General features: G+C 31.3%; 22 protein-coding genes and 4 tRNA genes. 20 read left to right on the forward strand and 6 right to left on the reverse strand.

Annotated elements, in window-relative coordinates:
* Nucleotides 1-45: 45 nt before the first annotated feature.
* On the forward strand, nucleotides 46-1392 hold the full coding sequence (locus OQK60_RS06630) for an ATP-binding protein (protein WP_297685341.1): 1347 nt from the start codon (nucleotides 46-48) through the stop codon (nucleotides 1390-1392).
* Between the two features lie 200 nt (nucleotides 1393-1592).
* Here the strand turns inward: OQK60_RS06630 and OQK60_RS06635 are convergent, their stop codons facing one another.
* Nucleotides 1593-1841, reverse strand: coding sequence for a helix-turn-helix transcriptional regulator (locus OQK60_RS06635; RefSeq protein ID WP_297685342.1), 249 nt, complete (start codon nucleotides 1839-1841; stop codon nucleotides 1593-1595).
* 127 nt (nucleotides 1842-1968) lie between these two features.
* Here OQK60_RS06635 and OQK60_RS06640 point away from each other — a divergent pair, with 127 nt between their 5' ends.
* From OQK60_RS06640 to OQK60_RS06715, 16 genes are all read left to right on the forward strand, one after another.
* Nucleotides 1969-2253 carry a hypothetical protein gene (locus OQK60_RS06640; RefSeq protein WP_297685343.1) on the forward strand — a complete coding sequence of 95 codons (285 nt, stop codon included), beginning with the start codon at nucleotides 1969-1971 and terminating at the stop codon, nucleotides 2251-2253.
* The gene (locus OQK60_RS06645) at nucleotides 2253-2654 is read left to right on the forward strand and encodes a hypothetical protein (RefSeq protein WP_297685345.1); all 402 of its coding nucleotides are present in this window, start codon (nucleotides 2253-2255) and stop codon (nucleotides 2652-2654) included. The genes OQK60_RS06640 and OQK60_RS06645 overlap by 1 nt, the downstream gene beginning before the upstream one ends.
* 60 nt (nucleotides 2655-2714) lie before the next feature.
* A complete protein-coding gene (locus OQK60_RS06650; RefSeq protein ID WP_297685346.1) occupies nucleotides 2715-2867 on the forward strand; it encodes a hypothetical protein in 153 nt (50 codons plus the stop codon).
* A gap of 125 nt (nucleotides 2868-2992) precedes the next feature.
* The gene (locus OQK60_RS06655) at nucleotides 2993-4324 is read left to right on the forward strand and encodes a hypothetical protein (RefSeq protein WP_297685347.1); all 1332 of its coding nucleotides are present in this window, start codon (nucleotides 2993-2995) and stop codon (nucleotides 4322-4324) included.
* Nucleotides 4325-4403: 79 nt separating this feature from the next.
* On the forward strand, nucleotides 4404-4553 hold the full coding sequence (locus OQK60_RS06660) for a hypothetical protein (protein ID WP_297685348.1): 150 nt from the start codon (nucleotides 4404-4406) through the stop codon (nucleotides 4551-4553).
* Nucleotide 4554: 1 nt separating this feature from the next.
* A complete protein-coding gene (locus OQK60_RS06665; RefSeq protein WP_297685350.1) occupies nucleotides 4555-4689 on the forward strand; it encodes a hypothetical protein in 135 nt (44 codons plus the stop codon).
* Nucleotides 4690-4895: 206 nt separating this feature from the next.
* Nucleotides 4896-5519 (forward strand): recombinase family protein, encoded by a 624-nt coding sequence (locus OQK60_RS06670; protein ID WP_297685352.1) that lies wholly within the window; start codon nucleotides 4896-4898, stop codon nucleotides 5517-5519.
* A 2-nt stretch (nucleotides 5520-5521) separates the two neighbouring features.
* On the forward strand, nucleotides 5522-5749 hold the full coding sequence (locus OQK60_RS06675; RefSeq protein WP_297685353.1) for a hypothetical protein: 228 nt from the start codon (nucleotides 5522-5524) through the stop codon (nucleotides 5747-5749).
* Between the two features lie 4 nt (nucleotides 5750-5753).
* Nucleotides 5754-6872 carry a hypothetical protein gene (locus OQK60_RS06680; RefSeq protein WP_297685355.1) on the forward strand — a complete coding sequence of 373 codons (1119 nt, stop codon included), beginning with the start codon at nucleotides 5754-5756 and terminating at the stop codon, nucleotides 6870-6872.
* Nucleotides 6869-7825 (forward strand): hypothetical protein, encoded by a 957-nt coding sequence (locus OQK60_RS06685; protein ID WP_297685357.1) that lies wholly within the window; start codon nucleotides 6869-6871, stop codon nucleotides 7823-7825. Before OQK60_RS06680 ends, OQK60_RS06685 begins: the two co-directional genes overlap by 4 nt.
* 68 nt (nucleotides 7826-7893) lie before the next feature.
* Nucleotides 7894-10260, forward strand: a complete 2367-nt coding sequence (gene hsdR, locus OQK60_RS06690) for an EcoAI/FtnUII family type I restriction enzme subunit R (RefSeq protein WP_297685359.1) — start codon at nucleotides 7894-7896, stop codon at nucleotides 10258-10260.
* Nucleotides 10261-10282: 22 nt separating this feature from the next.
* Nucleotides 10283-11749: a class I SAM-dependent DNA methyltransferase gene (locus OQK60_RS06695; protein WP_297685361.1), complete on the forward strand. Its 1467-nt coding sequence runs from the start codon at nucleotides 10283-10285 to the stop codon at nucleotides 11747-11749.
* Nucleotides 11749-13410 (forward strand): restriction endonuclease subunit S, encoded by a 1662-nt coding sequence (locus tag OQK60_RS06700; protein ID WP_297685363.1) that lies wholly within the window; start codon nucleotides 11749-11751, stop codon nucleotides 13408-13410. Before OQK60_RS06695 ends, OQK60_RS06700 begins: the two co-directional genes overlap by 1 nt.
* A 1-nt stretch (nucleotide 13411) precedes the next feature.
* Nucleotides 13412-15274 carry an AAA family ATPase gene (locus OQK60_RS06705; protein ID WP_297685365.1) on the forward strand — a complete coding sequence of 621 codons (1863 nt, stop codon included), beginning with the start codon at nucleotides 13412-13414 and terminating at the stop codon, nucleotides 15272-15274.
* 8 nt (nucleotides 15275-15282) lie between these two features.
* Nucleotides 15283-16677 carry a hypothetical protein gene (locus OQK60_RS06710; protein WP_297685367.1) on the forward strand — a complete coding sequence of 465 codons (1395 nt, stop codon included), beginning with the start codon at nucleotides 15283-15285 and terminating at the stop codon, nucleotides 16675-16677.
* Between the two features lie 2 nt (nucleotides 16678-16679).
* Nucleotides 16680-20360 carry a hypothetical protein gene (locus OQK60_RS06715; RefSeq protein ID WP_297685369.1) on the forward strand — a complete coding sequence of 1227 codons (3681 nt, stop codon included), beginning with the start codon at nucleotides 16680-16682 and terminating at the stop codon, nucleotides 20358-20360.
* A 230-nt stretch (nucleotides 20361-20590) separates the two neighbouring features.
* Here OQK60_RS06715 and OQK60_RS06720 read toward each other — a convergent pair whose 3' ends face one another.
* The 5 genes from OQK60_RS06720 to OQK60_RS06740 all read right to left on the reverse strand — a co-directional run bounded on the left by OQK60_RS06720 (nucleotide 20591) and on the right by OQK60_RS06740 (nucleotide 21804).
* Complete coding sequence (locus OQK60_RS06720; RefSeq protein ID WP_297685371.1) at nucleotides 20591-20872, reverse strand: hypothetical protein; 282 nt, start codon at nucleotides 20870-20872, stop codon at nucleotides 20591-20593.
* 518 nt (nucleotides 20873-21390) lie between these two features.
* Nucleotides 21391-21479: transfer RNA gene (locus OQK60_RS06725), tRNA-Ser, on the reverse strand.
* 37 nt (nucleotides 21480-21516) lie between these two features.
* Nucleotides 21517-21590 (reverse strand) — tRNA-Cys (locus OQK60_RS06730).
* 19 nt (nucleotides 21591-21609) lie between these two features.
* Nucleotides 21610-21696, reverse strand: a tRNA-Leu gene (locus OQK60_RS06735).
* A 33-nt stretch (nucleotides 21697-21729) separates the two neighbouring features.
* Nucleotides 21730-21804: transfer RNA gene (locus tag OQK60_RS06740), tRNA-Gly, on the reverse strand.
* 143 nt (nucleotides 21805-21947) lie between these two features.
* Here OQK60_RS06740 and ilvD point away from each other — a divergent pair.
* Genes ilvD through infC form a run of 3 tightly spaced genes read left to right on the forward strand, consistent with a single transcriptional unit; the run spans nucleotide 21948 to nucleotide 25981 of the window.
* The gene (ilvD, locus tag OQK60_RS06745) at nucleotides 21948-23633 is read left to right on the forward strand and encodes a dihydroxy-acid dehydratase (protein WP_297685373.1); all 1686 of its coding nucleotides are present in this window, start codon (nucleotides 21948-21950) and stop codon (nucleotides 23631-23633) included.
* Nucleotides 23634-23663: 30 nt separating this feature from the next.
* Nucleotides 23664-25457 (forward strand): threonine--tRNA ligase, encoded by a 1794-nt coding sequence (gene thrS, locus OQK60_RS06750; RefSeq protein ID WP_297686231.1) that lies wholly within the window; start codon nucleotides 23664-23666, stop codon nucleotides 25455-25457.
* Nucleotides 25454-25981 (forward strand): translation initiation factor IF-3, encoded by a 528-nt coding sequence (gene infC / locus OQK60_RS06755; protein ID WP_297685375.1) that lies wholly within the window; start codon nucleotides 25454-25456, stop codon nucleotides 25979-25981. The genes thrS and infC overlap by 4 nt, the downstream gene beginning before the upstream one ends.
* Nucleotides 25982-25986 lie beyond the last annotated feature (5 nt).

Consider the following 25986-nt stretch of genomic DNA (forward strand, 5'->3'; position numbering starts at 1 on the left):
TGATATTATTATAATTGAAAAACGATTAAATACTAAGGAATAAAAATGTTTGCAAATAGACATAAAGAATTACAGCTTCTAAATGATGAGTATGCTAGTGAGAAATTCTCTTTTTCTGTTTTATATGGTAGAAGAAGAGTAGGCAAAACAACACTTTTAAAAGAATTTATCAAAGATAAGCCATCTATCTATTTTTTAGTAACATTAGAAAACTTCAATATCGTTTTAAAAAGATTGCAAAATATAGTAGCTGATTTTTTTGGAGATAGTTTTTTAAAAAGTTTAGAAATAAAAGATATTAAACAACTTTTTGAGTATCTTTCACAAAAAGAATATGAAGAAAAACTCATTATCATCATTGATGAGTTCCAGTATTTGACAAAATTAGATAACTCTATTCCTTCGCAGTTTCAGTACATTGTTGATGAGCTACTTAAAAATAAAAATATTCACCTAACCCTTTGTGGTTCAATCATATCAATGATGTATGAGCAAACGCTTTCATATAATTCTCCACTTTATGGAAGAAGAACAAGTGCTATAAAGTTAGAAGCAATAGAGTTTAATTATCTAAAAGAGTTTTTCTCAAGCAAATCAAATGAAGAACTTATAGAATTATATAGCATACTTTACGGTGTACCAAAATATTTAGAGGTGTTCACTGATAGCGGCGACATTTTTAAAAATATAGAAAAAAATATTTTAAATCCTAGTGGCTATTTGTACAATGAACCTCAATTTATACTTCAAAATGAAGTGAATGAACCCATTACATATTTTTCTATTCTAGAGATCATTGCAAACGGTGAACACAAAATTGGAAATATTGCTTCAAAACTTGGTAAAAATGTGCAAAATATAACTTCATTTATCTCAAAACTAATAGAGCTTGATATTATCTATAAAGATGTGCCTGTTACAGAAAGCAATCCTCTAAAGAGTAAAAAAGGACTTTATTTTATTAAAGATAATTTCTTTAGATTTTGGTTTACATATGTGTTGCCTTATAAGAGTCAGCTGGAGATGGGAAATACAAATTTTGTACTTAAAAAAATCAAAGAGAATTTTAACGGTTTTGTATCACCAGTATATGAAAATTTGGCAATTTCATATTTGCTTAAAAACTATGAACTACTTAAATGCGGTAGATGGTGGGATAAAAATGAAGAGATAGATGCTGTTGGAATTAGTGAAGACTTTTTAATAGTTGCGGAATGTAAATACTCTAATAAAAAAGTGGGTATAGATATACTGCAAGATCTACAAGAAAAAGCAAAAAAAATTGTTACTAATCTTCCTGTAAAACAATATGTTCTTTTTAGTAAAAGTGGTTTTACAAACGAGCTAAAAGGGCTTCAAAGTGAAGAAATTATTTTAGTTGAGGCAATTTGATTTTAAGAAACACTTGAGTAACGATTTTTTCCAACACATATTCAGCTACTCCTTAATATAAGGATTATAGAGAGGTGCTTCTGTAAGCTTTTTTTCTAGCAGGGGACAAAATATAGTAATATATAAATACAAATAATTTGTCCCTTTCAGGGGACATAATCAGCCTATATATGAACGACAGTGAATAGTGTCGGACTAAATTATTTTTTTGGGTCTTGTATGTGAGGGATAAGATCAGTTACTTCGATGCCAAATTCGTAAGCAATTTTATACAGGTGGGAAAGGTTATAGCTTACATCATGTTTTCTGGTTTCAATCTTTGCTACATAGTTGGGAGATTTGTGTCCTAAAATTTCAGCAAGTGCCAATTGGCTTATATTTCTTTTTACTCTTTCCTCTTTTACTTTTAGAACAATTTCATCTAAAAATTTATCTATATTTTCTTCCAATAATAAACACCTATAAGTTTTCAAAGATGATAGCTATATGGCCAAAATCAAACAAACACTTATAAGTGTTTAATAAGCATTTTTGAGTTAATATTTATTATATGAATTTGTATCTCAGGAGCGAAAAATGGCAGAGTATGTTGCAAATGTAATAGAAAGACTGATTGTAAGCTATTTGACTTTATTGGTAATATCACTGGTTATTTTGGCAAGCTATTGGATCATCGAAGATTACAATGCAATGGTAGAGTTCATAAAAAGCATAAGTGACAATACTTTTGCACATATAGTTGTCTGGGTACCGTTTGTATTTGCTTGGTTCAAGCCAGATAAAAGAGGCAATGCTGCTGAAATGTTAAATGCTCGTATGTATTATTCTGGTATGTCCTGTTCGATGAGTGGAAAATGGTAGTGTCAAAAAGTAAACTATTTTCGCTATTGTTGATATGTTTTTTTGGAATCGATCAGTTGTCAGCTTACGAGTTAGGCGATACCATCGAGTGTGAAACATCAACTATGAATTTTGAATATGTAAAATGCAAGCCAGCAAATAAGATCTTTGAAGTTAAAGACATTTTACAAGATGGTTTGATAGCAGTTAATAATCATTCTTTTTATGTGACTTTTAAAAAGGTGAAAAAAACCCAAAAAGTAATGAGATGTCTTGAGTCAAATAGATTTCCAAATTATTTAGGAGCTTGCAGGGGTAATAATTTTGATCAGCCAAAAACTTGGTTAAAAGAAGAAGCTATTAAAAACGGTTGGAAATTTACATTGGCTATTGGCGATACTGTTTATTATGTTAAGGAATAGTGTTATAATATTTACTAATTCATATTTTGAGTATTAAATTACTTCGTTTAGGAAATTTGTATGCCATTTTTAGCTTTACTCTTTGCACTGTTTGCTTTTGCTTTGTATAAAGGAGAAAATAGTAGTGCTTTGACAATATTGATTATGATCGTTGCAGCACTTTTTGCAACATACCACAAACCATTTAGAGACTCTTTGAGAGAATTTTTTTAGGAGGTATTTATGTCGGCTTTAGAACTTGCACTCCTTCCCTTAGTACTTTTCACCATTGTAGTGGCCATAGGAAAATTTAGATACGAAAACGGCTATTCAAAATCCAGACCTTTTTATAAAAATAAATGACAGAAATTTTAAAAGAAAAAGATTTTAATTCAATTTTTTGGCGAGTCTTTGGTGTTAATCAAAGAGTTTATAAGCCACTAGATGTATTTAAAATAAAAAAAGATAAGCAAGCAGGTCATAAGGAATATCACAGGTTTATAAATAGCTCGGATGCATTGAGTAATAAAGCCTATTTTGAGTATTTATCTCTTGAAGTTACAAATTTTGACATAGTATTTCTTGATTATCTTTTGGGAAATACTGAACAGAACCTATTTTATATAAATCAACTTCAAAACATCACGCTGAATTACAAGATCTTCACATCTAATAATTTGCAAGGAATAAGGCTCGTAAATTTATTCTCATTTCAAATAGCTTTGATAATTGAAAATATGGCTTTTCAAGAAATTGATACAAAACTCTTTGATCAAGCATTGCAGACAAATTCTATAAAGCCATTTCTTGACAAATGCAAAGAGGTAGAAAAAGTAAAATCTTTTAAAGATTTATCTGTTCAATTTTCATATATTCATGCATCATTTCAAGAAAAAACTCCAGACAATATTATCCTTGATGAAATTCATCCTAATACTTTTCAAAAAGAATTGTCATTATGGAATAAAGGGAAAACACTTACATCTTTAATCAATATGTTTGTTATTGCTAATAGTGCAACAAAAAACGAAACTAAAGAGCAAAAAGCAGGAGTCTTTTTACAACTGTTGATAGTTCGAGGATTACTCCACATTCAAAAAGAGTTTAACCTAGACGCAGATATTAAAACCGACTTTACAGAACAACTTAAGAACTTTAGAACACAAATAAAAGAGTGCTATCTTAAAAATCAAGAAGATGAAATTTTTAAACTCCAAGCAATGTATCTAATAGATTTTTCTGATATTTTTGAAGTTGATGATCCCGAAAAAAAATATCAACTTCTAAAACCAAAAATAGATGAATTTTCAAAATACAATGATGAACAAATTACTATTGGTGAATTGATGCCAGATAGAAAATCGTTGATAAATGAGTTCAATCAGTGTAAGAACAAAGATGAGTATATACGACTCTTAAAAAATATAAGCTCTTCACCAGATAATATGCCTTTTAATAATTATACAAATAATGCGTACAGCTTTATAAAGTTTATTGTTTCAATAAAAACAGAAGATAAAAAGCTATTCAAAGTGCAACTAAAATTTTTAGATAGAAGTTTTGGAGGAGTACTTTCCCTTTATAAGATTGAGCATGATTTGGCTAAATATATAACTCTTCTTGAAAATAGATCTGATTTAGTTGAATGTATAGAGTGCATTGGAAATTATTTTAAAAGTTGTCAACAATAGGGAAATTTTTCTATAAATCTTTAATATAAAATTTTCTCATTCAACAGGAAGTTGGAAAATTTTTTATAAGGAGCCTATTATGGCTAAACAAACACAAATGACAACATCAGCGGCTGCAAGAATACAAGCAGCTACGGCAAAAGCAAATGGTGGGAGTACTCCTAAAGGAAGTTTCGGGGCAAGAGCACAAAGTACAGCTGCAAAAAATTCTTCACAAGGTGGAAAATAAGATGGATACTTCAAGTATGAGCCAAGAGGAGTTGGATCTTTGGTCAGATATCAACAATCCAAACAATGATGCAGATATGGACGATTGGGCAGATACACACAATCCAAATAATGATTCATATATTGATGAAGACTAAGAATTGGCAAGCATTTTATCAATCTTTTGAGGTTGTAAATTATTTTGCAGCCTCGCCACTTCAAATCATTCTATAATAGTGGCTTGTTTTTTACTTCTTAATGTTCATTAGATACTATTTTATTTTTACTAATAAAAGTATATATTAATCGTAAAAATATAAAACTATTTATGCTATAATTACCTTAAGAAGTAAATGAGGTAAAAATGGCAAAAACTATAGGATATATTCGAGTTAGTACAGACCAACAAGATTTACAAAATCAACAACACGCAATTTTAAACTATGTAAACAAAAACGCACTTGGTAAAGTTAAATTTATCGAAGTGAAGATGAGTAGCCGTAAAAAAGATGAAGATAGAAAGATAGATGAGCTTTTTGAGAGTTTACAAGCTGGAGATCATCTTATAGTATCTGAACTTAGTCGTATAGGAAGAAGCGTTGTAAATGTAGTTACTATTGTAAATCAACTCATAGCACTTGGTGTAAATCTTCATATCCTCAAAGAACAGCTTTTTATAAAACCAAACGAACAAAACCCATTTACAGATTTTCAGATAAATATATTCTCTGCTTTTGCACAGCTAGAAAGAGACCTAATCAGCAAAAGAACAAAAGAAGCACTTCAAGCCAGAAAAGCAAAAGGTATTAAACTCGGAAAGCCAGTAGGAACCATCCAAGGAAGCATCTACGATAAAGATAAAGAAAAAATCAAAGAGCTTCATGGACTTGGTGTAAGCCTTACAAATATTTCAAAAAAACACTTAGGCTATGGAACTATCAAAAGTTTAAGTGAATATGTAAAAAATAAACTAAACAAGGAGAAGTAACAATGGAGCAAAAAGTATTTAATGTAATGTCAGAAGAGTTTACAAAAAACTATGACTTTTACAAAGATTATGATGATATGGTTATTCACAAAGAGACAGAGCAAATCTTTAAAACCAATTTTATAAACGGTATGGTTCAGTTAGTGCCAGTAAGTAACCAAACAGCGATGCAAAAGATTGAGCAAGGGCTTAGTGAATTTGCTAAAGAACTCAAAAGACAAGGGTTCTAAATAGATGATGATTGTGAAAAATTTTGATAAATATGTAAGTGATAATCTTAGAGATTTTGGTGAAGTTAGAAAATTATTGGAAGAAGATAATATAAAAAAAATTTCTTTCAAAGATAACTGGAATATAGACAATCATACTAAATTGTTGATTGATTTTTTTAAAATTGACATGAATAATGAAGTTTCAAATTTAGAAGATATTTTTTTTCACACAACTGAAGAATATTCATTTTACACAACATTTTCATTAAGTGAAATCTTAAAAAAGCAAGAGTTAGAAGAAAGTAGTTTTGAAGAAAATGAACAAATTGAAATTTTATTACCATATCTTAAAGAATATAAATACTTCAGGGAAATGATAAAACCTTTGAAGAAAATTATTGGTGCTAAATACTCACCGTATATTCATTTAAATAATGCAAGAAATAAAATGTGCTTAACTATATATAATTATAGTAACAACAATAACAATTTAAAAATTATAAAAGCTGATCAAGTATCTAAAAATCCATTTTATGGACTATTACATTACATTAATTTGGATTCGTATCTATTTAGTGGGAAAGCACTTGCTTTGCAAAGATTAAAAACAGTTTCTTTAGATAAAGAAACTGTTAATATGTATCAAAAATTTTTTGATAGCATAAAAATAAATGGATATAAATTTAAATTAGAGGTTAAAGAGTCTTCTAATATTAATTTAGAGAAAAAAATTTTAGGTCTATTTTTTTATCATGAAGATAAGAACTTAACGGATAGCATTTTATCTTTTGAGAATTTTGATATTGAGTTTCTAATTACATTTTTTGAAAGATTTTATTATTTAGATACTACATTAGAGCAAATAAATCAGAACAATATGCAACTAAGATTTTATTTTGATGAACAAGATGTCATTAAACTTCAAATTCATAATGACCAAATTGAAATAGAAAAAGATGCAACATTATTGTCAAACTTATTAAGGGATGTTTTTCAAGAACAGGATTTAGGTATTATCGGTATTTTCAAGTTCGTCTTAAGTAATCAATATGACACAAGTAAACGGATCAGTAAAGAGAGTTATTATAATTTTGATGTACGAAAACAAATCATATATAAAATAAGAGGGCTTATGAAATGAAAAATAAACTAGCATCATTATTATTAAGTATCTTAATCATCATTCCTACAACAATGGGTTTAGTCGTTATCTCAAGCTTTATATTTATAGGATTTAATCATTATCAAGATTTTATTAATATATCAAGTCTTGGAGAATATGGGCAAGTTGGTGATTTTTTTTCTGGGCATATAAATGGCTTTATATTGTTGACAATAATTGTAAGTTTATATTTTCAAAGAGTTAGTATCAAACAAACTTGGGAAAGTATAAAACAGCAATCAGAAGCAAATCAAACAATTAGTGAAGAGTTAAAAAGAAGTATAGAATCTAATGAACTTCAAACAAGAGAGTTTATTACAACCAACCATAAAAACGATTTTAATGAAGAAATTAAATGTATTCAAAGGATTGAAAAAGATTTAAATTTAGAATATTTGTATGATAATGAATTTAAAAAAAGTCATAAGCTTAATAATCAAAAGCTATTTGAGTTATTTAGAAGAAAAGATTATTTGGCAAAATTGATAGATAATATAAAAGACATAGAATTACAAAGTTCTTTAAGACATAAATTTGAATCAGCAACCATGGGACGATACAATAATAAAAATCAAGAATTATTTGAAAATGTTTTTTCTTTTAATGAAATTTTAAAGATATTTAATGATTTTGTAGATTACATTCATAAAAATAAGATTGAAGAAAATCTATGCTCTTTTGAGTATATCTATGAATTTTTAATAACAAAAAATCAAAATAAAGTATATTCTGAAAATGTTAATAGGTTTGAATTATTTGAAGAAATATCATCAACTTATAACATAATAGAAAATAATATCATTGATGGTAAAAAAGTAGGATTTCAGGTCAACATGGAAGAGTTATGGGAAGTGATATTTAATCGTATTAGTCAATATCGTGTAAAGAATTATTTTAAAATTATTATTAAAGATTATCAATCATCTTTATAGAGCAAAAAATAACACCTTTATGCAAGATATGATAATATAAAAAACAATAATAATTTTAGGTTTGCGGTATGTCAAAGAAAAATTTAACAGAACGAGATATTTGTACCAAATTTATCACTCCAGCATTAGAAAGTGCAGGATGGGATATTCATACTCAAATATATGAAGAATTTCCTCTCACAAAAGGTCGAATCATAGTTCGTGGAAAAGTACACACAAGAGCACAACATAAAAGAGCGGATTATGTACTTTTTTACAAACCGAATATTCCAATAGCAATTATCGAAGCAAAAGACAATACACACACTATGAGCGATGGTATGCAACAAGGTCTTGGTTATGCGGAACTTCTTCAAGTTCCTTTCATATTTAGCTCAAATGGTGATGGATTTATTTTTCACAACAAAATAGCACAAGATGGTATTTTAGAAAAAGAGATAAGTTTAGATGAGTTTCCATCTCCCCAAACACTATGGAATATGTGGACAAACAATCAGGGATTAAACGAAGAGCAAAACACTTTAATCACTCAAGATTACTATAGTGACGGAAGTAAAAAAACACCAAGATATTATCAACTTTTAGCTATCAATAAAACGATAGAAGCTATAGCAAAAGGTCAAAATAGAATTCTTTTAGTAATGGCAACAGGTACAGGAAAAACTTTCACAGCTTTTCAGATTATTTGGAGATTATGGAAGTCAAGAGCCAAAAAGAGGATTTTATTTTTAGCAGATAGAAATATTTTAGTTGATCAAACTATGACTAATGACTTTAAGCCATTTGGCTCAGCGATGACAAAAATCCAAAAAAGACAAGCAAATAAATCTTATGAAGTCTATCTTTCTCTTTATCAAGCAGTAACAGGCAACGAAGAAGAAAAGAATATTTATAAACAATTCAGCCCTGACTTTTTTGATCTTATCGTGGTAGATGAGTGCCATAGAGGAAGTGCCGCAGAAGACTCAGCTTGGCATGAAATTTTGAGTTACTTTTCATCAGCGACACAAATAGGTCTTACAGCTACTCCAAAAGAGACAAAAGAGGTTTCAAATATAGACTATTTTGGTGACCCAATCTACACTTATTCGCTCAAGCAAGGGATTGAAGATGGATTTTTAGCCCCTTATAAAGTAGTCAGAATTGATATAGACAAAGATATCGCAGGTTGGCGACCAGACAAAGGTATGGTTGATAAATACGGAAATGAGATAGAAGATAGAATCTACAACCAAAAAGATTTTGATAAAACTTTAGTTTTAGAAAAAAGAACAGAACTTGTAGCCAAAAAAGTCAGTGATTTTTTAAGACAGACAAATCGTTTTGACAAAACAATCATCTTTTGTGACAATATTGACCATGCAGAGCGAATGAGACAAGCACTTGTAAATGAAAACAGTGACCTTGTAGCTCAAAACCACAAATATGTCATGAGAATCACAGGAGATAATGAAGAAGGAAAAGCAGAGCTTGATAATTTTATTTTTCCAGAGAGTAAATACCCGGTAATTGCTGTTACATCAAAGCTGATGACAACAGGAGTTGATGCTCAAACTTGTAAGCTTATAGTGCTTGACCAGAGAATCCAATCTATGACAGAATTTAAACAAATCATAGGTCGTGGAACTAGGATAAATGAGGATTTTAACAAATACTATTTCACTATCATAGATTTCAAAAAAGCGACAGAGTTGTTTGCAGACCCAGATTTTGATGGTGAACCAGTACAGATTTATACCCCTAAAAATCCTGATGATTCACCAGTACCGCCAGAAGAGTTTAGTGATACTGTAAATGAGCCAAACGAACCGTATGGTCAAACTCCTGATGATTTTACATTTGATGATATTGATAATAACGAAGAAGGCTCAAAGATACGAAAGTATGTAGTTTCAAATGTTGAAGTAAAAGTTGCAGCAGAGAGAGTACAATACTTTGATGCAAATGGAAAACTTATAACCGAATCACTAAAAGACTACACCAAAAAAACACTTTCAAAAGAGTTTGCATCTTTGGATGATTTTTTGACAAAATGGACTTCATCAGAGAAAAAACAAGCCATCATTGAAGAGCTATCAAATCAAGGAATATTTTTCGAAGCACTTGCTGATGAAGTTGGCAAAGATTGTGACCCTTTTGATTTACTTTGTCATGTGGCTTGGGATATGCCTCCACTTACAAGAAAAGAGCGAGCTGAGCAAGTAAAAAAACAAAACTACTTTACAAAGTACGGAGAGAAAGCAAGAATAGTTCTTGAAGCACTTCTTGATAAATATGCCGATGAGGGAATCGTACAAATCGAACAGACTCAGATTTTAACTGTTTCACCTTTTACAAACATAGGAACTCCTATAGAAATCATCAAAGCTTTTGGCGGATTAGAGCAGTACAATCAAGCAATACAAGACTTAGAACAAGCACTTTATTGTGCATAAAATTAAATTATTAGGATATTAAATGGCTATTGGAACTTTGATAAAAATCATACAAGATATTATGAGAAAGGATGTGGGTGTCGATGGAGATGCTCAAAGAATCAGCCAGATAGTATGGCTACTTTTTCTTAAAATATTTGATGACAAAGAGCAAGAGTGGGAGCTAACAGTACCAAACTACAAATCACCTCTTCAAAATCGCTTCCGTTGGTCAAACTGGGCAAAAAATCCAGAGGGTATCACAGGCGATGAGCTTATCGACTTTGTAAACAACGACCTTTTCCCATCTCTTAAAAAACTAGCAAACACCGCTGGAGTATCAGAGTACGGAAGAGTTATAGGTACAGTATTTGAAGATGCTTACAACTATATGAAATCAGGAACACTTCTAAGACAAGTTATAAACACTATCGAAGAGGATGTGGATTTTAACTCATCAACAGATAGACACCTCTTTAATGATATTTACGAAAAGATTTTAGCAGACCTTCAATCAGCAGGAAACGCTGGAGAATACTACACACCAAGAGCCGTAACACAGTTTATCGTAGATATGATAGACCCACAACTTGGTGAGTCGGTAATGGATCCAGCATGTGGTACAGGTGGATTTTTGACATGTGCGATAGATCATCTCAAAAAACAAGTGAAAACACCAGATGATACAAAAATATTGTCAAACTCTATTCATGGGATAGAGAAAAAACCACTTCCTCATATGCTTGCTATGACAAATATGATGCTTCACGGTATAGATGTACCTACAAACATAAGACACACAAACACTCTAGGCGATAGACCGTATAAAGACTATGGACCAAAAGACAGAGTAGATATCATCATCACAAATCCCCCATTTGGTGGTATGGAAGAAAACGGTATAGAGTCAAACTTCCTAAAAAAACACCAAACCAGAGAGACGGCAGACCTCTTTATGGCTCTTATTATGCACTTACTCAAACACGATGGTGGACGAGCGGCAGTGGTACTGCCTGATGGATTTTTATTTGGCGAAGGGGTAAAAACTACTCTAAAAAGAGAGCTGCTTGAAGAGTTTAATCTTCACACGATAGTAAGACTCCCCAAAGGTGTATTTAGCCCATATACAAGCATCAATACAAATATCTTGTTTTTTGAAAAAGGTGGACCGACAAAAGAGGTGTGGTTTTTTGAACATCCATATCCAGATGGGTACAAATCATACTCAAGATCAAATCCACTAACAATAGAAGAGTTTGACCTAGAAAAAGAGTGGTGGGGTGGAAGTAGCCGAAAGGGGAGAAAAGTTACAAAAAATGCTTGGAAAGTAAGTGTAAAAGAACTTGAAGAGAGAAACTATAACTTTGACTGTAAAAATCCTCACTTTGAAGAGATAATCCACCAAGACCCAGTGAAACTGATAAGTGAATATGAAGAGATAAACAAAAAGCTTTTACATGTACAACAAGAGCTAAAATCAGAGCTTTTAAAAGCACTTGGAACTAACTAATGCAAGTTTTAGAAAAATACTTCGATACAGCATTTGATGCACCAGATGGTATCAAAAAGTTAAGAGAACTAATACTCACTCTTGCTATGCAAGGTAAACTTGTACCACAAGACACAAATGACCAACCTGCTAGTGAGTTATTAAAAGAGATTGAAAAAGAGAAAGAAAAGTTAGTTAAAGATGGAAAAATCAAAAAATCAAAGCCATTAGGAGCAGTTCAACCAAATGAAATACCTTTTGAAGTTCCTAGTACTTGGGAATGGATATATCTCAATGAATTAGTATCATTATTGGGCGATGGTTTGCATGGAACTCCACAATATGATGACTATGGAGATTATTTTTTTATTAATGGAAATAACCTCAATGATGGCAGAATACAAATAAAAGAAAATACAAAACGTGTTTCAACAACTGAATATGAAAAATATAAAAAAAATTTAGATGATAGAACAGTATTAGTATCAATCAATGGGACTTTAGGTAATGTAGCATTTTTTAATAATGAAAATGTTGTCTTAGGTAAGAGTGCATGTTATTTTAATTTATTTTCTAGTATAGAAAAAACCTACATAAAAGCCTTGATTAATTCAAAATATTTTTTAGAATATGCTAATACTCAAGCAACTGGTTCAACAATAAAAAATGTTTCATTGAAATCAATGAGAGAACTGAAAATCCCCCTTCCTCCAGTAAATGAGCAAAAAAGAATCGTAGAAAAAATCAATCAGCTTATGGCTTTATGTGATGAGTTGGAAAAACTAAAAGAGCAAAAAGAAGCCAAAAAGCTCACTGTTCACAAATCAGCGATAAATCAACTCCTTGATAGCAAAGATGATAGCAATAGCCAAAATGGTTGGCGCTTTATCTCAAATCATTTCAATGACCTCTACACAGTTAAAAAAAATGTATTAGAACTAAGAAGTGCCATCTTACAACTTGTTATGCAAGGCAAACTTGTACCTCAAGATCCAAATGACCAACCTGCAAGTGAGCTGTTAAAAGAGATTGAAAAAGAGAAAAAAGCTAATAAGGTAAAATCTCTAGAACCTATAAAATTAGAGTCAATTCCTTACGACTTGCCAAATGGGTGGCAATGGGTTTATCTCAATGACTTTGGTATTTGGAAATCTGGCTCTACTCCAAGCCGTACAAATAGTGCTTATTATGGTGGAGATATTCCATGGGTAAAATCTGGAGAAGTAAAACAAGGACTTATCAAAAATACTGAAGAAACAATCACTCAAAAGGCATTAGATGAGTGCTCTCTTGGTCTTAATCCTGTTGGTTCTGTATTGGTGGCTATGTATGGGGCAAATATTGGAGAAGTTGGGATATTGGAAGTTGAAGCTACAACAAATCAAGCGATTTGTGCATGTCAAACATTTAGTAAAATCAATAACCAATTTTTAAAATTTTTAATAGATTCACTCAAAGGGTATTTTATCTCTCAAGGAGCTGGTGCGGCACAGCCAAATATTTCAAGAGTAAAAATTATCAATTCGATAGTACCTTTACCACCATTTAACGAACAACAAAGAATTGTAGAAAAAATAAATCAGCTTATGGCTTTATGTGATGACCTTGAAAAACAGATAGAAAATAGTTCATCAAAACAAACAGAACTATTAAATGCCATTATGTCAAATTTAGGAAAATAAGATGCGATTAAAATATGTCTTTATCAAAGAGTACAAGAATCTAAAAGAGTTTGAAATAACCTTTGATGGAAGCAGTTTTATCGATGTGTTTGTAGGTAAAAATGGCTCTGGAAAATCTAATTTCTTTGAGGCTTTAATAAAGATTTTTCATCATTTGCAAGATGATGAAGGTACTGGTTTTGATTATGAAATAGTTTATGAGATTGACGGAAAAGACATCAAAATAGAATGGAAAGAGGAAAAAAGATTTATCAATGATAAAGAGCAAAAAAGTTTGGGTAAAACTCTATTTCCTGATAATGTGATAGTTTATTATTCTGGACATAACAAGAAGGTGTCTAATCTCATCAAACAATATGAAGCATCTTTTAGTAAAAAAATCAAAGGTGCAAATCTTGAAGATAGTAGATTTTTTATAGGAGTTGGCTCAGAGTATAAAAATATATTATTGACTCTACTTTTGATACAAGATAGTAGTAACAAAGCCTCAAATCATCTAAAAACAAAGATGGAAATTAAAGCTATAAGTCCTAGTTTTAATCTCATACTCAAAAAACCAATTTTTGCAGATAGCAGGCTTAAAGCTCTTGGATTTGAGAATATTGATAATTTTGAAGAAAAGTCACACTATTGGGGTGCTGATGGTATTACTTTTGATTTATTGAAACGACTAGAAAAGTGCATCAAAGGCTCATTTACTCATGGGGATATTTATGATAGAGAAAAAGATGAATACAATTTGTCAATTAATATAGAACTTTTTCAAAAAGAGTTTGAATTATTAAGTATGATAGAAAAATTTAGAATGTTTGACAATCTAAAAACTCTTGATATGCTTAAAGGTATCTCAATCGAATTAGAGCTTGAAGATAAAACACACATAGGAATTGAAGAGTTTAGTGATGGACAATTTCAATCAATCTATATTTATGCAGTTACAGAGATTTTCAAAGAGCTAAATTGTCTTACTCTGCTTGATGAGCCAGATGCATTTTTACATCCTGAGTGGCAGTTCAGATTTTTGGAGCAAGTTTTTGATATAGCAGATAATCAAAATAGCAAAAACCATATTTTGATGAGTAGCCACAGTGCATCCACAATTACAAAAACAAAAGAAAGTATTATCTCTTTGTTTGAATTTGATGGTAGCAAAATCATTTCTACAAAAGCTAACAAATCAGATGTTATTAAATCATTATCAGCTGGGCTTATCTCTTTGACAGAGGGTGAAGCTGGTTTAAATATACAAAATATTCTGAAAAACACTACTGGTGCGGTGCTATTTACAGAAGGTATTACTGATGAGATGATTTTAGAAACAGCTTGGAATAAACTTTATCCTAGTGAAGAAAGAAAATTTGATATACAACAGGCATTTGATAGAATTTTTTTAAGAAATCTTTTTTCTCGTGATGATATACAGAAAAATTTTCCAAATAGAAATATGTTTGCTTTATTTGATTTTGATGAAGCTTTTGATGACTGGAATGGATTAAATCCAAAAGAGTGCACACATGTAGAATTAAATCCATTTAATGGCTTGACTAAACAGTTGAAATACCCATATCATTATGCAAGTCTACTGCCTGTACCTGTTATAGAGAAAATAAAAAAACAAGTTTTAGACCCAAACAACAATCATTGGGGGAAAGGTTCTGAAAGTCATTTATCAATTGAATTGTTATTTTATAAAGATGAATTGTTAGGAAGTTGGTTTACTGAAAAGCCTGTTTCATGCGGAGGAACTTTGCTTGAGTTTACTGGTGATAAAGTAAAATTTGCTGATGAAATAGTACCCAATCTAAACGAAGAAGATTTTTTAATATTAAAACCATTTTTTGAATTTATAAAATCAAAGTGTTAGGATAAAGTATGGCATCAAAAACAATTTTTACAGTCGGATTTCAATTACCTACAAAAGATATTTTTCAGTATCAAAGCTTTCATTCTAATGCTTCACTACTAGATGCAGATATTATTTTGTTTGAGCCGAATCTAGTATATCAAGCAGATTATATTAATCCTACATTTCAAGGCAAACCAAGTTTGTCTGAGTCAAGCTCAACTCAATGCATGGAAGCAATAATGCACTGGAGAGAAGAACTGAAAATGGCTTTTGAGAGTGGTAAAATTATTATTGTATTTATGAAAACTATAGAACAAGTTTTTTACAGTACTGGGCAAAAGCAATATTCAGGAACTGGTAAAAATACAAGAACGACAAATATTGTAGATATTGTCGAAAATTATAAAATGCTACCAATAGATTTCACCAATAAGAAAGTAGCAAATGGAAAAAATATTAAATTTACTCAAAATGCTAGTTTTCTAAAACCTTATTGGGAATTAGTAAAAGATTTCACTGAGTATCAGCTTTATTTTGAACATGAAAAAACAAAACCATTGATTCTTACAAAAAGTGGAGATAAAGTAGTTGGAGGGATGCTACAAAATGATAAAGGCGGAACTATTTTATTATTACCACCTTTAAAACTACCAGATAATTTTATAGAAATAACTAGATGGTCTAAAGAGGCTATACAATTTGGAAAATCACTTTTAGGTCAAATTATAGCGATTGACAAAGCATTAAAAACATCTATAGAGAGCACTCCAGCTCCACAATGGCTTGAGGGAAAAGAGTTTCAACTTGATATAGAGCAGAAATATTTTGATGAGATTAATACATTAAATCAGCAAATAGAAGAAATCAAATCTCAAATTGAGCAAAAACAAACCGAACTTTCTAAACACTCTTTGTCAAAAAAACTGTTGTATGAAAATGGGAAACCTTTAGAATATGCAATCATAGATGCATTACAAACCATAGGTTTCAAAGCAGAGAATTATGATGATGGAAAATCTGAATTTGATATTGTATTTGAATCAGATGAAGGAAGATTTATCGGTGAAGCTGAGGGAAAAGACAACTCAGCAATAAATGTAACTAAGTTTAGACAGTTGGAATCAAATATTCATGAAGATTTTGAAAGAGATGAAGTTACAGTACATGCAAAAGGTGTATTGTTTGGTAATCCATTTAGACTTATACATCCAAATGAGAGAAAAGATTTTTTTACTCAAAAAGCTATTGATTCAGCAAAAAGAACTGGAATCGTCCTTGTAAATACTTATGAATTATTTGAAGTAGTTAAATATATTAAAAATACAAATAATCAAGATTATGCAAAGTTAGTTAGAGAGTGTTTTAAAAATACAAGTGGTGATATTATTAAGTTTCCATTGTGTGAAATTAACAAAGAATAATAATGCTACAACACATCCAATACGAGTTGATACAGGATTTATATAAAAAAGTATCCTTGTACAAAAACGATACTTTTGAAAAAGATTACGTCTATGATTTTAAAAATAATGATGCTCAAATAGCATCGAAAATTTTAATCAAGAGTAAGTTAAATTTTCAATTAGATAAAGAGACAATAAACTCATTTTTGAGTGGCAAGAAAAAAGTAAAAAACTTATCAACAAATGATGAGATTAATATACAAAGTTCAGTAACTCTAGATGAATTAGAAAATTTTTCTTTAATATGGTTTGTTAACGATAAGGCTAGAGTGCCTTATAGCTACAAAAATGAAGACAACCTAACAATTCAAAAAACTGTTAATGATTTATCTTCGCTTATTTATGGGTTAAATGATTATGAGAGAAGCGAATTGCAAATCACCAAAGATGAGCTTTTACAAATTAGTAAAAACTTTGACTCTTTGGATTATTTAGAAAGTAGATATAACAATAAATTTACTTTCAAATTCTTATATGAAGATATTAAACCTATCGGTAGTGAACTATGGAAACTTTTATATCTACAAAATAAATCGAGAAAAGATGCCTTTGAAAAATGGCTTGATTTAATGTCTAATGCTTTTGATTACAGAGATATTATTAATTTAGATTTTGAAAATGAAAAATCAAAAAATGATTTTTTAGACGAAATTGTTGAATATATTCTATCTTCTAAAGAACTTCAAGAACCATGGACTGATACATATAAAAAGCTTTATTTGGAAGCAACGAGACATCACCATTCTGTATATGAACATAATCCAGCATTGCCAAATGAGTTAAAAGAACTCAATCCAAATAAAAATATATTGGATGCTTTTTTATGGTGGAATAGTAGGGCTATTACAGATAGACTTTTTCCAATGGGAATCAGTATATATGAAAATTTGATTTATTTTATAGTAAAAAATGATAGTAATTTACCTGATGAAAATTTCAGTTTTTATAGAACAAAGAAATTATTTGACAACTGTTTAAATAGACCTTTTTTAGCAGGTCAGCTTTTAACAAAATTTTTTAATGATTCTCTGATCCCTTTTTACCTAAATAATCGCAATACTTTAGTTATAGGTATGATGCATATTTTATCAAATAATAATACTCCCAATCTCAGAACAGATGCAAATGATTATATGATCCAATGGAAAAAAATAATTTGGAACCAGTCATTAGATATTTTCTTTTCATTTTTTAAAAACTTATCAAATAGAGAAGAAGCAGCAAGAATAATATCTGAATTGCTAATTTTACTTTCTCAGAATGAGTATAGCCAAAGTAATAGAACTATTTCTTACTTAACAATAACGCTCGAATATCTTGAAAAAGTGCAAACTAGATTAGTGACAAACCAACCCAAAGAATTTTTACTCAAGGTGATTCTTGATGAGCTTATTGATAAAGCTATAGAAAAAGATTTTGGTAATAATTTCAGCTTTAGTCTACCGTATGAAAAAATGAATTTATTATTATGGCTTTTATCAAAAGTTTATCAAGAGTCTTTAGCTGTCAACAATAATTACAAGACAACTGATTTAGCATCGAAGATAATAAACGAAGTATTGAGGCTCTATACAAGTTCTATAAACAGAGCTTTAGAATCTTCTAGTGGATTGCAAGAAGATGAAAGATTATCTGTATTTAATTGGGCTTTAGTTTTAGAGTTATCAACATATACTCAAAAGAAAGCTTTCTTGGATATAGGTAAGCAAATATTGAAAAATATTCAGATAGCAGATGATGAAATATACTCAAAACTTAAAACAATAAGAGTCCATTTAAAATTACTACTAAGTTTATATACAAGTGCTTCTATAGGCGATAAATCTGAAATTGAAAAAGCTATCTTAGAAACTATTAAATGTTTGACTGATACACAAAATTGGAAAAGTGATATTTTTCAAGCTTTTTTAGAACGAGATAAGAATATGATGTTTGAAACACTTACTCAAATTTCAAATCAATTTAGTGATAAAGGGAAAGAGGAATTTGATAGTCATATGTTAAACAATACTAGTATTGCAAATCTATTTAAACTGTTAAAACATACCAGTTCAAAAAAAAGAAAAAAAAAGGTTTTAGATGAACTTACAAAACGACAAATTTCTGAAGAAGATTTCACTTCTATTCCTGAAATAATTGATAGTTTAATACTTTCATTAAATGAAAATGATTTACAAGATTATTCAGAATCTCTTTTATATATTTTTGAAAAAAATCAAAGAGGAAATTATTATACAAAAACACTTCAAGAAATTAAATACAAATCGACTGTTGCAAAAATTTTTAATCAAAAATTTTTAAAAAGAGACGAAAGAATTAAGCAAATTAATCAAGTTGAGAATCCATTTAATGATAAGAAAAATTTTGGCAATCCTAATCAATCTATGCAAGCAGAAATCGATAGATATAGAAGATTTTTGATTGGACTACTTTATTTTGAAGATGAGCCACAAACTACATATAACTATCTCAAAGCTCTGTTAGATGAATCTGTACAGCCGTCATATGCTAGTAATATGCTTAATGCTAGATACAGAATTATTGAAAAAGAGTTTCAAAGTGATGATAAAAAATATTTTGAAGCCTATAAAAATGCTATTGAGGAGTGGGAAAGTTCCTCAAAATTATTTTTAAATCATATTTTAGATAAGTATGAATATTTATTATTGCTTGAGGGATATCAAATTATAAACAATAGTGAAAAGTTTTTGAAATATTGGAATCAAATACCTGAGTATTTGCAAAAAGACTTAGAAGTGGTGCCAATTAGATGTAAATTTTTAAAAAAAGAACATCTATCACATAAAGCACTAGAATACCTTGATGAAGTTATTCAATTACATGGTGAACTTGATATAAAAGAGCAAGAAAAGCTTGAAAATATTCGTAAAGAGTTAAATGAAAATCTTGAAGTACAATATTTGGCAAAGTTTGAGCCAAAAGAGAACTTTGAAAGTATAAGATTGTCTTTGGAGGATGCTCAAAATTATTGGTTAAAAATAAAAAATATGCTAGATGAGGATCATGCAAATATATTTTCACGTTCTCAAGATTCTACTTTAGATGATTTTATTTTAGAAATGATGCGTTTAATATCTTTAGAACTATTAGAGCGTAGAGAAAATATCAAAGAAAAAAATACGAAATTATATATCGAAGATATGATTAATGACTGGGTAACTTCATTAATAAATCAACGAATGGATTTTATTCAATGGAGTGCAAGAGATCAGTCAAGAGGTGGTAAGTCTGCGACTGGCAAAGGTTCAGGAGAAAGAGATATTATAGTATCCAATCAATCAAAAAATGATCTGTTTTTAATAGAAGCTTTTAGGCTATTTGGCCTTAGCAAGACTACAATAAAAAAACATATGGATAAATTAGATGGATACAATGCTAAAGGTTGTAGAGTATTAATTACTTTGGTTTACTGTAAAGTGAGTGATTTTCCAAAATTATGTAATGATTACAAAGGTTATTTAGAAAAACAACAGTATAAAAATTTTGATGTAATGAATTTATCTGGTCATTACTTTTCTGATATTGATTCAGGAAAAGCAAATCTGAAAATTTTTAAAGAAACTAGGAAAAAAAATAAAGATAATATAATTTTATATCATTTCTTATGTGATTTTAATTAAAAATTGTAGCTGTTTTTTTGATAAAAAGGCTAAGATAGCTAGTCCTAACCTTTTTATTAAATTGAAGTGTCTCTATTGTCATATTTTTATTTTTAGAGTTAAATTTTTTTCAGCTATCAAATAATGATCACTTTTTGATACTTATTAAAAATAAATTTTGCTTGTATATGAGCAAAACCTCTCCATTTCCATTCATTTGTTTTTTATCTAGTTCAAATGTAAACTATACTCTATATTAGCCCTTTTACAGATTTGAGGGCAACTTCACTGAAAGTATATTTTCCACTATCAGAAATTCTGTAATGTTTATCTATTTTCAATATGTCCCCTTTGTTTATTCTTTTTGTTAAAGTTTTTGTCGATAGATAACCTAATATTTTAGCGGCTTTTTCCAAGCCTTTAATATTAAACTCATCAAACAAATCAACTTTGCCAGTTCTTCGTAAAAGTAAATCAACTTTTTTGTGTAAGCTGATAATTTTACGATTTTGTTCTTCAAATGGATTATGCATAACCATCATAACCAAATTAAAGATAGTTCGGGTCTAAACTAGATTTTAATCACTAGAAAAACTTTAAAGCTCATAGTGCTTTTAAGCTTACTCAATATACATTTCAGCTCTCGTTTTTCTCTTAAATTCGTAGATAAAGCAAGATACGAATTAGTCTTTTTCCATTTAGAGCATGACGGCTACTTCTTGCATGAGTCGTACTTACTCTTCACTTTTTATTATATAATGCAGAAACAATCTGCTTTTTGTTTTGTGCTCAACTTAGCATCTTAATTTAATTCACTATGTATAATCCGAAAGTGTTAACTATGACTTCACTCTCTCTTTATGTTATACATTTCACATTTTTAAAGTAGAAACTTCAATTTTGTCAAACTACTTTGTTTGAACATAAAAATTTTAACCTAGAAAAGTAAATTTACAAAATATGGGTAGCAATAGGGTAACAATGGGTTTTATTTAAGAAGCTTAAAATGTGTTTTGAAGCCTATTTTATAGGGTTTTAAAGGTGTTTAAAGTGGTGGACCCTCAGAGATTCGAACTCTGGGAGGTGTGACCCTCGCCGGTTTTCAAGACCGGTGCATTCGACCAACTCTGCCAAAGATCCACATTTTGTATTGAAAAGGTTTTATAAATGATAAAACTGGAGGTGCCACCCAGATTTGAACTGGGGATAGCAGCTTTGCAGGCTGCGGCCTTACCACTTGGCGATGGCACCAGTCTATCTTTCATTTCAATGGTGCCCGGAGCCGGACTTGAACCGGCACAGTATTGCTACCGGGGGATTTTAAGTCCCCTGCGTCTACCAATTTCGCCATCCGGGCATAATGAATGAATTCACAGTTTACAATTATAAATGGAGCGGGAAACGAGGTTCGAACTCGCGACCCCAACCTTGGCAAGGTTGTGCTCTACCACTGAGCTATTCCCGCAATTTGTTTACACACTTAATTTTTAAGTGAGCGGAATTATAGCCATTTTATTTTTATTTGTAAAGAGTTTTCATGGGAAATATAAAAAAAAATGGTATAATCGCATTTATAATAAATATAACAATTATAGTATAAGGATTTTTATGAGAAGTGACATAATCAAGAAGGGGTTTGATAAGGCTCCTCACCGTTCACTACTTCGAGCAACCGGACTAAAAGACGAAGATTTTGATAAGCCGTTTATTGGTATAGCAAATAGCTATATTGACATCATTCCAGGACATTTTTTCTTGCACGAGTATGGTGAAATTGTAAAAGAAGCTATCCGTGAAGCTGGTGGTGTTCCGTTTGTTTTTAACACAATAGGTGTTGATGATGGGATTGCTATGGGGCATGAAGGTATGCTTTACTCCCTTCCTTCTCGTGAAATTATTGCTGACTCGATTGAAACTGTTATGAATGCACACCAACTTGATGCGATGATTTGTATTCCTAACTGCGACAAGATTGTACCAGGTATGGTTATGGGGGCACTTCGTGTTAATGTACCGACTGTATTTGTCTCCGGCGGTCCTATGGAAGCCGGTCATAAGGCAGATGGAACACCGATAGATTTATCAACTGCTTTTGAGGCGGTCGGCGAGCATGCTGAGGGTAAAATGACTGATGAAGAATTATATGAGATAGAGTGTAATGCTTGTCCATCTGGCGGTAGTTGTTCTGGTATGTTTACAGCAAACTCTATGAATACTCTTTGTGAAGCTATGGGAATTGCGCTTCCTGGAAATGGAACCGTTTTAGCAATGACCCCTGAGAGAATAGCGATGGTTAAAAAAGCTGCTAAGAGAATCGTTGAGTTAGCACTAGAAGATAATCCTAAAAACAACATGAAAAATATATTAAATGAAAAAGCTGTTCATAATGCATTTGTTGTAGATATGGCTATGGGTGGAAGCTCAAATACAGTTCTTCACATGTTAGCAATTGCCAAAGAAGCAGATGTTGATTTTAACATTCAAAAAATCAATGAAATAGCTGATAAAGTCGCTCATATCGCAAAAATCTCTCCATCATTAACAACTGTTCATATGAAAGATATTGATGATGCCGGTGGAGTTAATGCAGTTATGAAAGAGATAAGTCGCCGTGGTGGACTTTTGCACCTTGATGCTCAAATGATAACCGGTGAGACTCTTGGTGAGAGAATTGCTGATGCTAGAATTTTAAATGAAGATATCATTCATACAAATGAAAATGCATTCTCTCAAGTTGGCGGGCTTTCAATTTTATTTGGAAATTTAGCACTAGAAGGTGCTGTTGTAAAAACTGCCGGAATTGAAGCAGATATGAAACAGTTCAAAGGGACAGCTGTATGTTTTGATTCTCAGCCACAAGCTATTGCCGGGATTATGGGACATAAAGTTAAACCGGGCAATGTTGTAGTTATCCGTTATGAGGGTCCCAAAGGTGGTCCTGGTATGCAAGAGATGTTAGCTCCAACTGCACTTATTCAGGGAATGGGACTAGGTGATAGCGTTGCACTTATTACTGATGGCCGTTTTTCCGGTGCTACAAAAGGCGCATCTATCGGTCATGTTTCTCCTGAAGCAGCTGAGGGCGGACTTATCGCTTTTATAAAAGATGGTGATGAGATAGAACTAGATACCGACAAACATATTTTACAGCTCAATGTAAGCGAAGAAGAGATTGCAAAAAGAAAAGCAAATTGGAAACCTTACAAAAATGAAGTTAAATCTAAATGGCTTAAACGCTATCAACTGCTTGTTTCAAATGCTTCAAATGGTGCAGTTTTAAAAACAGAACTATAAAAAGGAAAATTATAAGTGAATGCAATTGCAATAAAACATAATGATGAGATTATTGACCTCCAAACTGCCAAAGAGCTTGGGTTTGAAGGTGAGCAGATTCACCTTGATAATTCTAAGGATTCTTTAGAGGTACTTCGTCATTCAACAGCCCACCTTATGGCACAAGCCGTAAAATCTCTTTATCCAGATGCAAAGTTTTATGTTGGACCTACTGTTAAAGAGGGTTTTTACTACGACTTTAAAACTGAATCAGAAGTTGGCGAGGGTGATTTAAAGAAAATTGAAAAGCAGATGCTTTCTTTTGCCAAGAAAAAGTATGAGATACAAAAATACGAAATTTCCATGGATGAAGCAAAAGAGAAATTTAAAGACGATCATCTAAAGTTAGCTGTAATGCAACGCATTCCTGGCGACAGTGTTTCTATATATAAGCAGGATGAGTTTGAAGACCTGTGTCGTGGGCCACATTTACCCAATATAGGCCTTATCAGATATTTTAAATTGACAAAAGTGTCCGGTGCTTATTTAGGCGGGGATTCTAAAAATGAGATGTTGACTAGGATTTATGGAATCGCATTCGCAGATAAAGAGTCACTAAAAGCTCACATGGAGATGTTAGCTGAGGCTGAAAAACGAGATCACAGAAAAGTAGGCGGCGAGATGAAGCTTTTTACTTTCCGTGAAGAAGTTGGAGCCGGTTTTCCTATTTGGCTTCCAGCTGGCGGAAGACTTCGTGCGAGGCTTGAAAGTCTTCTTTTTAAAGCACACAGAAAGCGTGGCTATGAGCCTGTTCGTGGACCAGAGATGCTAAAAAGCGAACTTTGGAAAACTTCAGGTCATTATCAAAATTATGGTGAGAACATGTACTTTACTTCGATTGATGAAGTAGAGTTTGGTGTTAAGCCGATGAACTGCGTTGGTCATATTAAAGTATATGAAGATGAACTGCACTCTTACCGTGACCTGCCGATAAAATACTTTGAGTATGGTGTAGTTCATCGCCATGAATTTACAGGCGCACTGCATGGTCTTTTTAGAGTTCGTGAATTTACTCAGGATGATGCACATATTTTTTGTACAGCAGATCAAATCGAAGAGCAAATCATTGAAGTTGTTGATTTTGTAGATAAAATAATGTCAACATTTGAGTTTGACTATAAGATGATGGTCTCAACTAAACCTGAAAAAGCTGTCGGAAGTGATGAAGTGTGGGAAGTTTCTACACAGGCACTAAAAAATGCAATGGATAAAAATAGCCTTCCTTATGAAATTGATGAGGGTGGTGGAGCTTTTTACGGTCCAAAAATTGACATCAAAATAACAGACGCAATTGGGCGTGAGTGGCAATGTGGCACGATACAGCTAGACTTCAATCTGCCTGAGCGTTTTGCGCTCCAATACAATGGTGAAGAAAATGACAAAATTCAGCCAGTAATGATACATAGAGCAATTTTAGGTTCGTTTGAGCGTTTTATTGGTATATTAACAGAACATTATGCTGGAGAGTTCCCGATGTTTATCGCTCCAACGCAAGTTGCGATAGTTCCAATCGCTGACACTCATAATGAGTATGCAAAAGAACTAGCAGATAAACTTATCGATATAAATGCCGATAGTGAGATATATTCTAAAAATGATTCTTTAAACAAAAGAATCAGAACAGCAGAAAAAACAAGAGTTCCTATGCTTGTTATCATAGGAGATGAAGAGGTTGAAGGTAAAACTGTTGCAATTCGCGATAGAAGAACTAGAGAGCAATATAATTTAAGTCAAGAAGATTTCTTGAAGCTTATACAAACTAAAATAAATGAGGTGAATTTTTGAGTAAAAAAGACCGTGTCATAATGAATGACGATATCCGTGTAGCAGAGTTGAGATGTAATGTAGATGGAGCGGAGTCTTTAGGAATTATTTCTACTGATGAAGCAATGGAAAAAGCAAATGAATTAGGTTTGGATTTAGTTCTAATAGCTCCAGATGCAAAACCACCGGTTGCTAAAATCATGGACTACGGTAAATACAGATACCAAGAAGAAAGAAAACAAAAAGAGCAACGAAAAAATCAAGTTAAAATCGTTGTTAAAGAGATTAAATTATCTGTAAAAATTGCTGATAATGACATAGCTTATAAAGTTAAGCATGCAAGAGAGTTCTTAGAAAAAGGTTTTCATGTAAAATTCCGTGTATTTCTAAGAGGTCGCGAAATGGCTAATCCTGAAGCCGGTAAAGAAGTTCTTTTAAGAGTTTGGCCGATGGTTGAGGATATTGCTGTTATGGATAAACCACCTAAGTTTGAAGGTCGTTATTTTAACATGTATGTTATTCCTCAAAAAACGGTAACGAAGTAGATTTT

This window comes from Sulfurimonas sp., assembly GCF_026196735.1.
Taxonomy (GTDB): domain Bacteria; phylum Campylobacterota; class Campylobacteria; order Campylobacterales; family Sulfurimonadaceae; genus Sulfurimonas.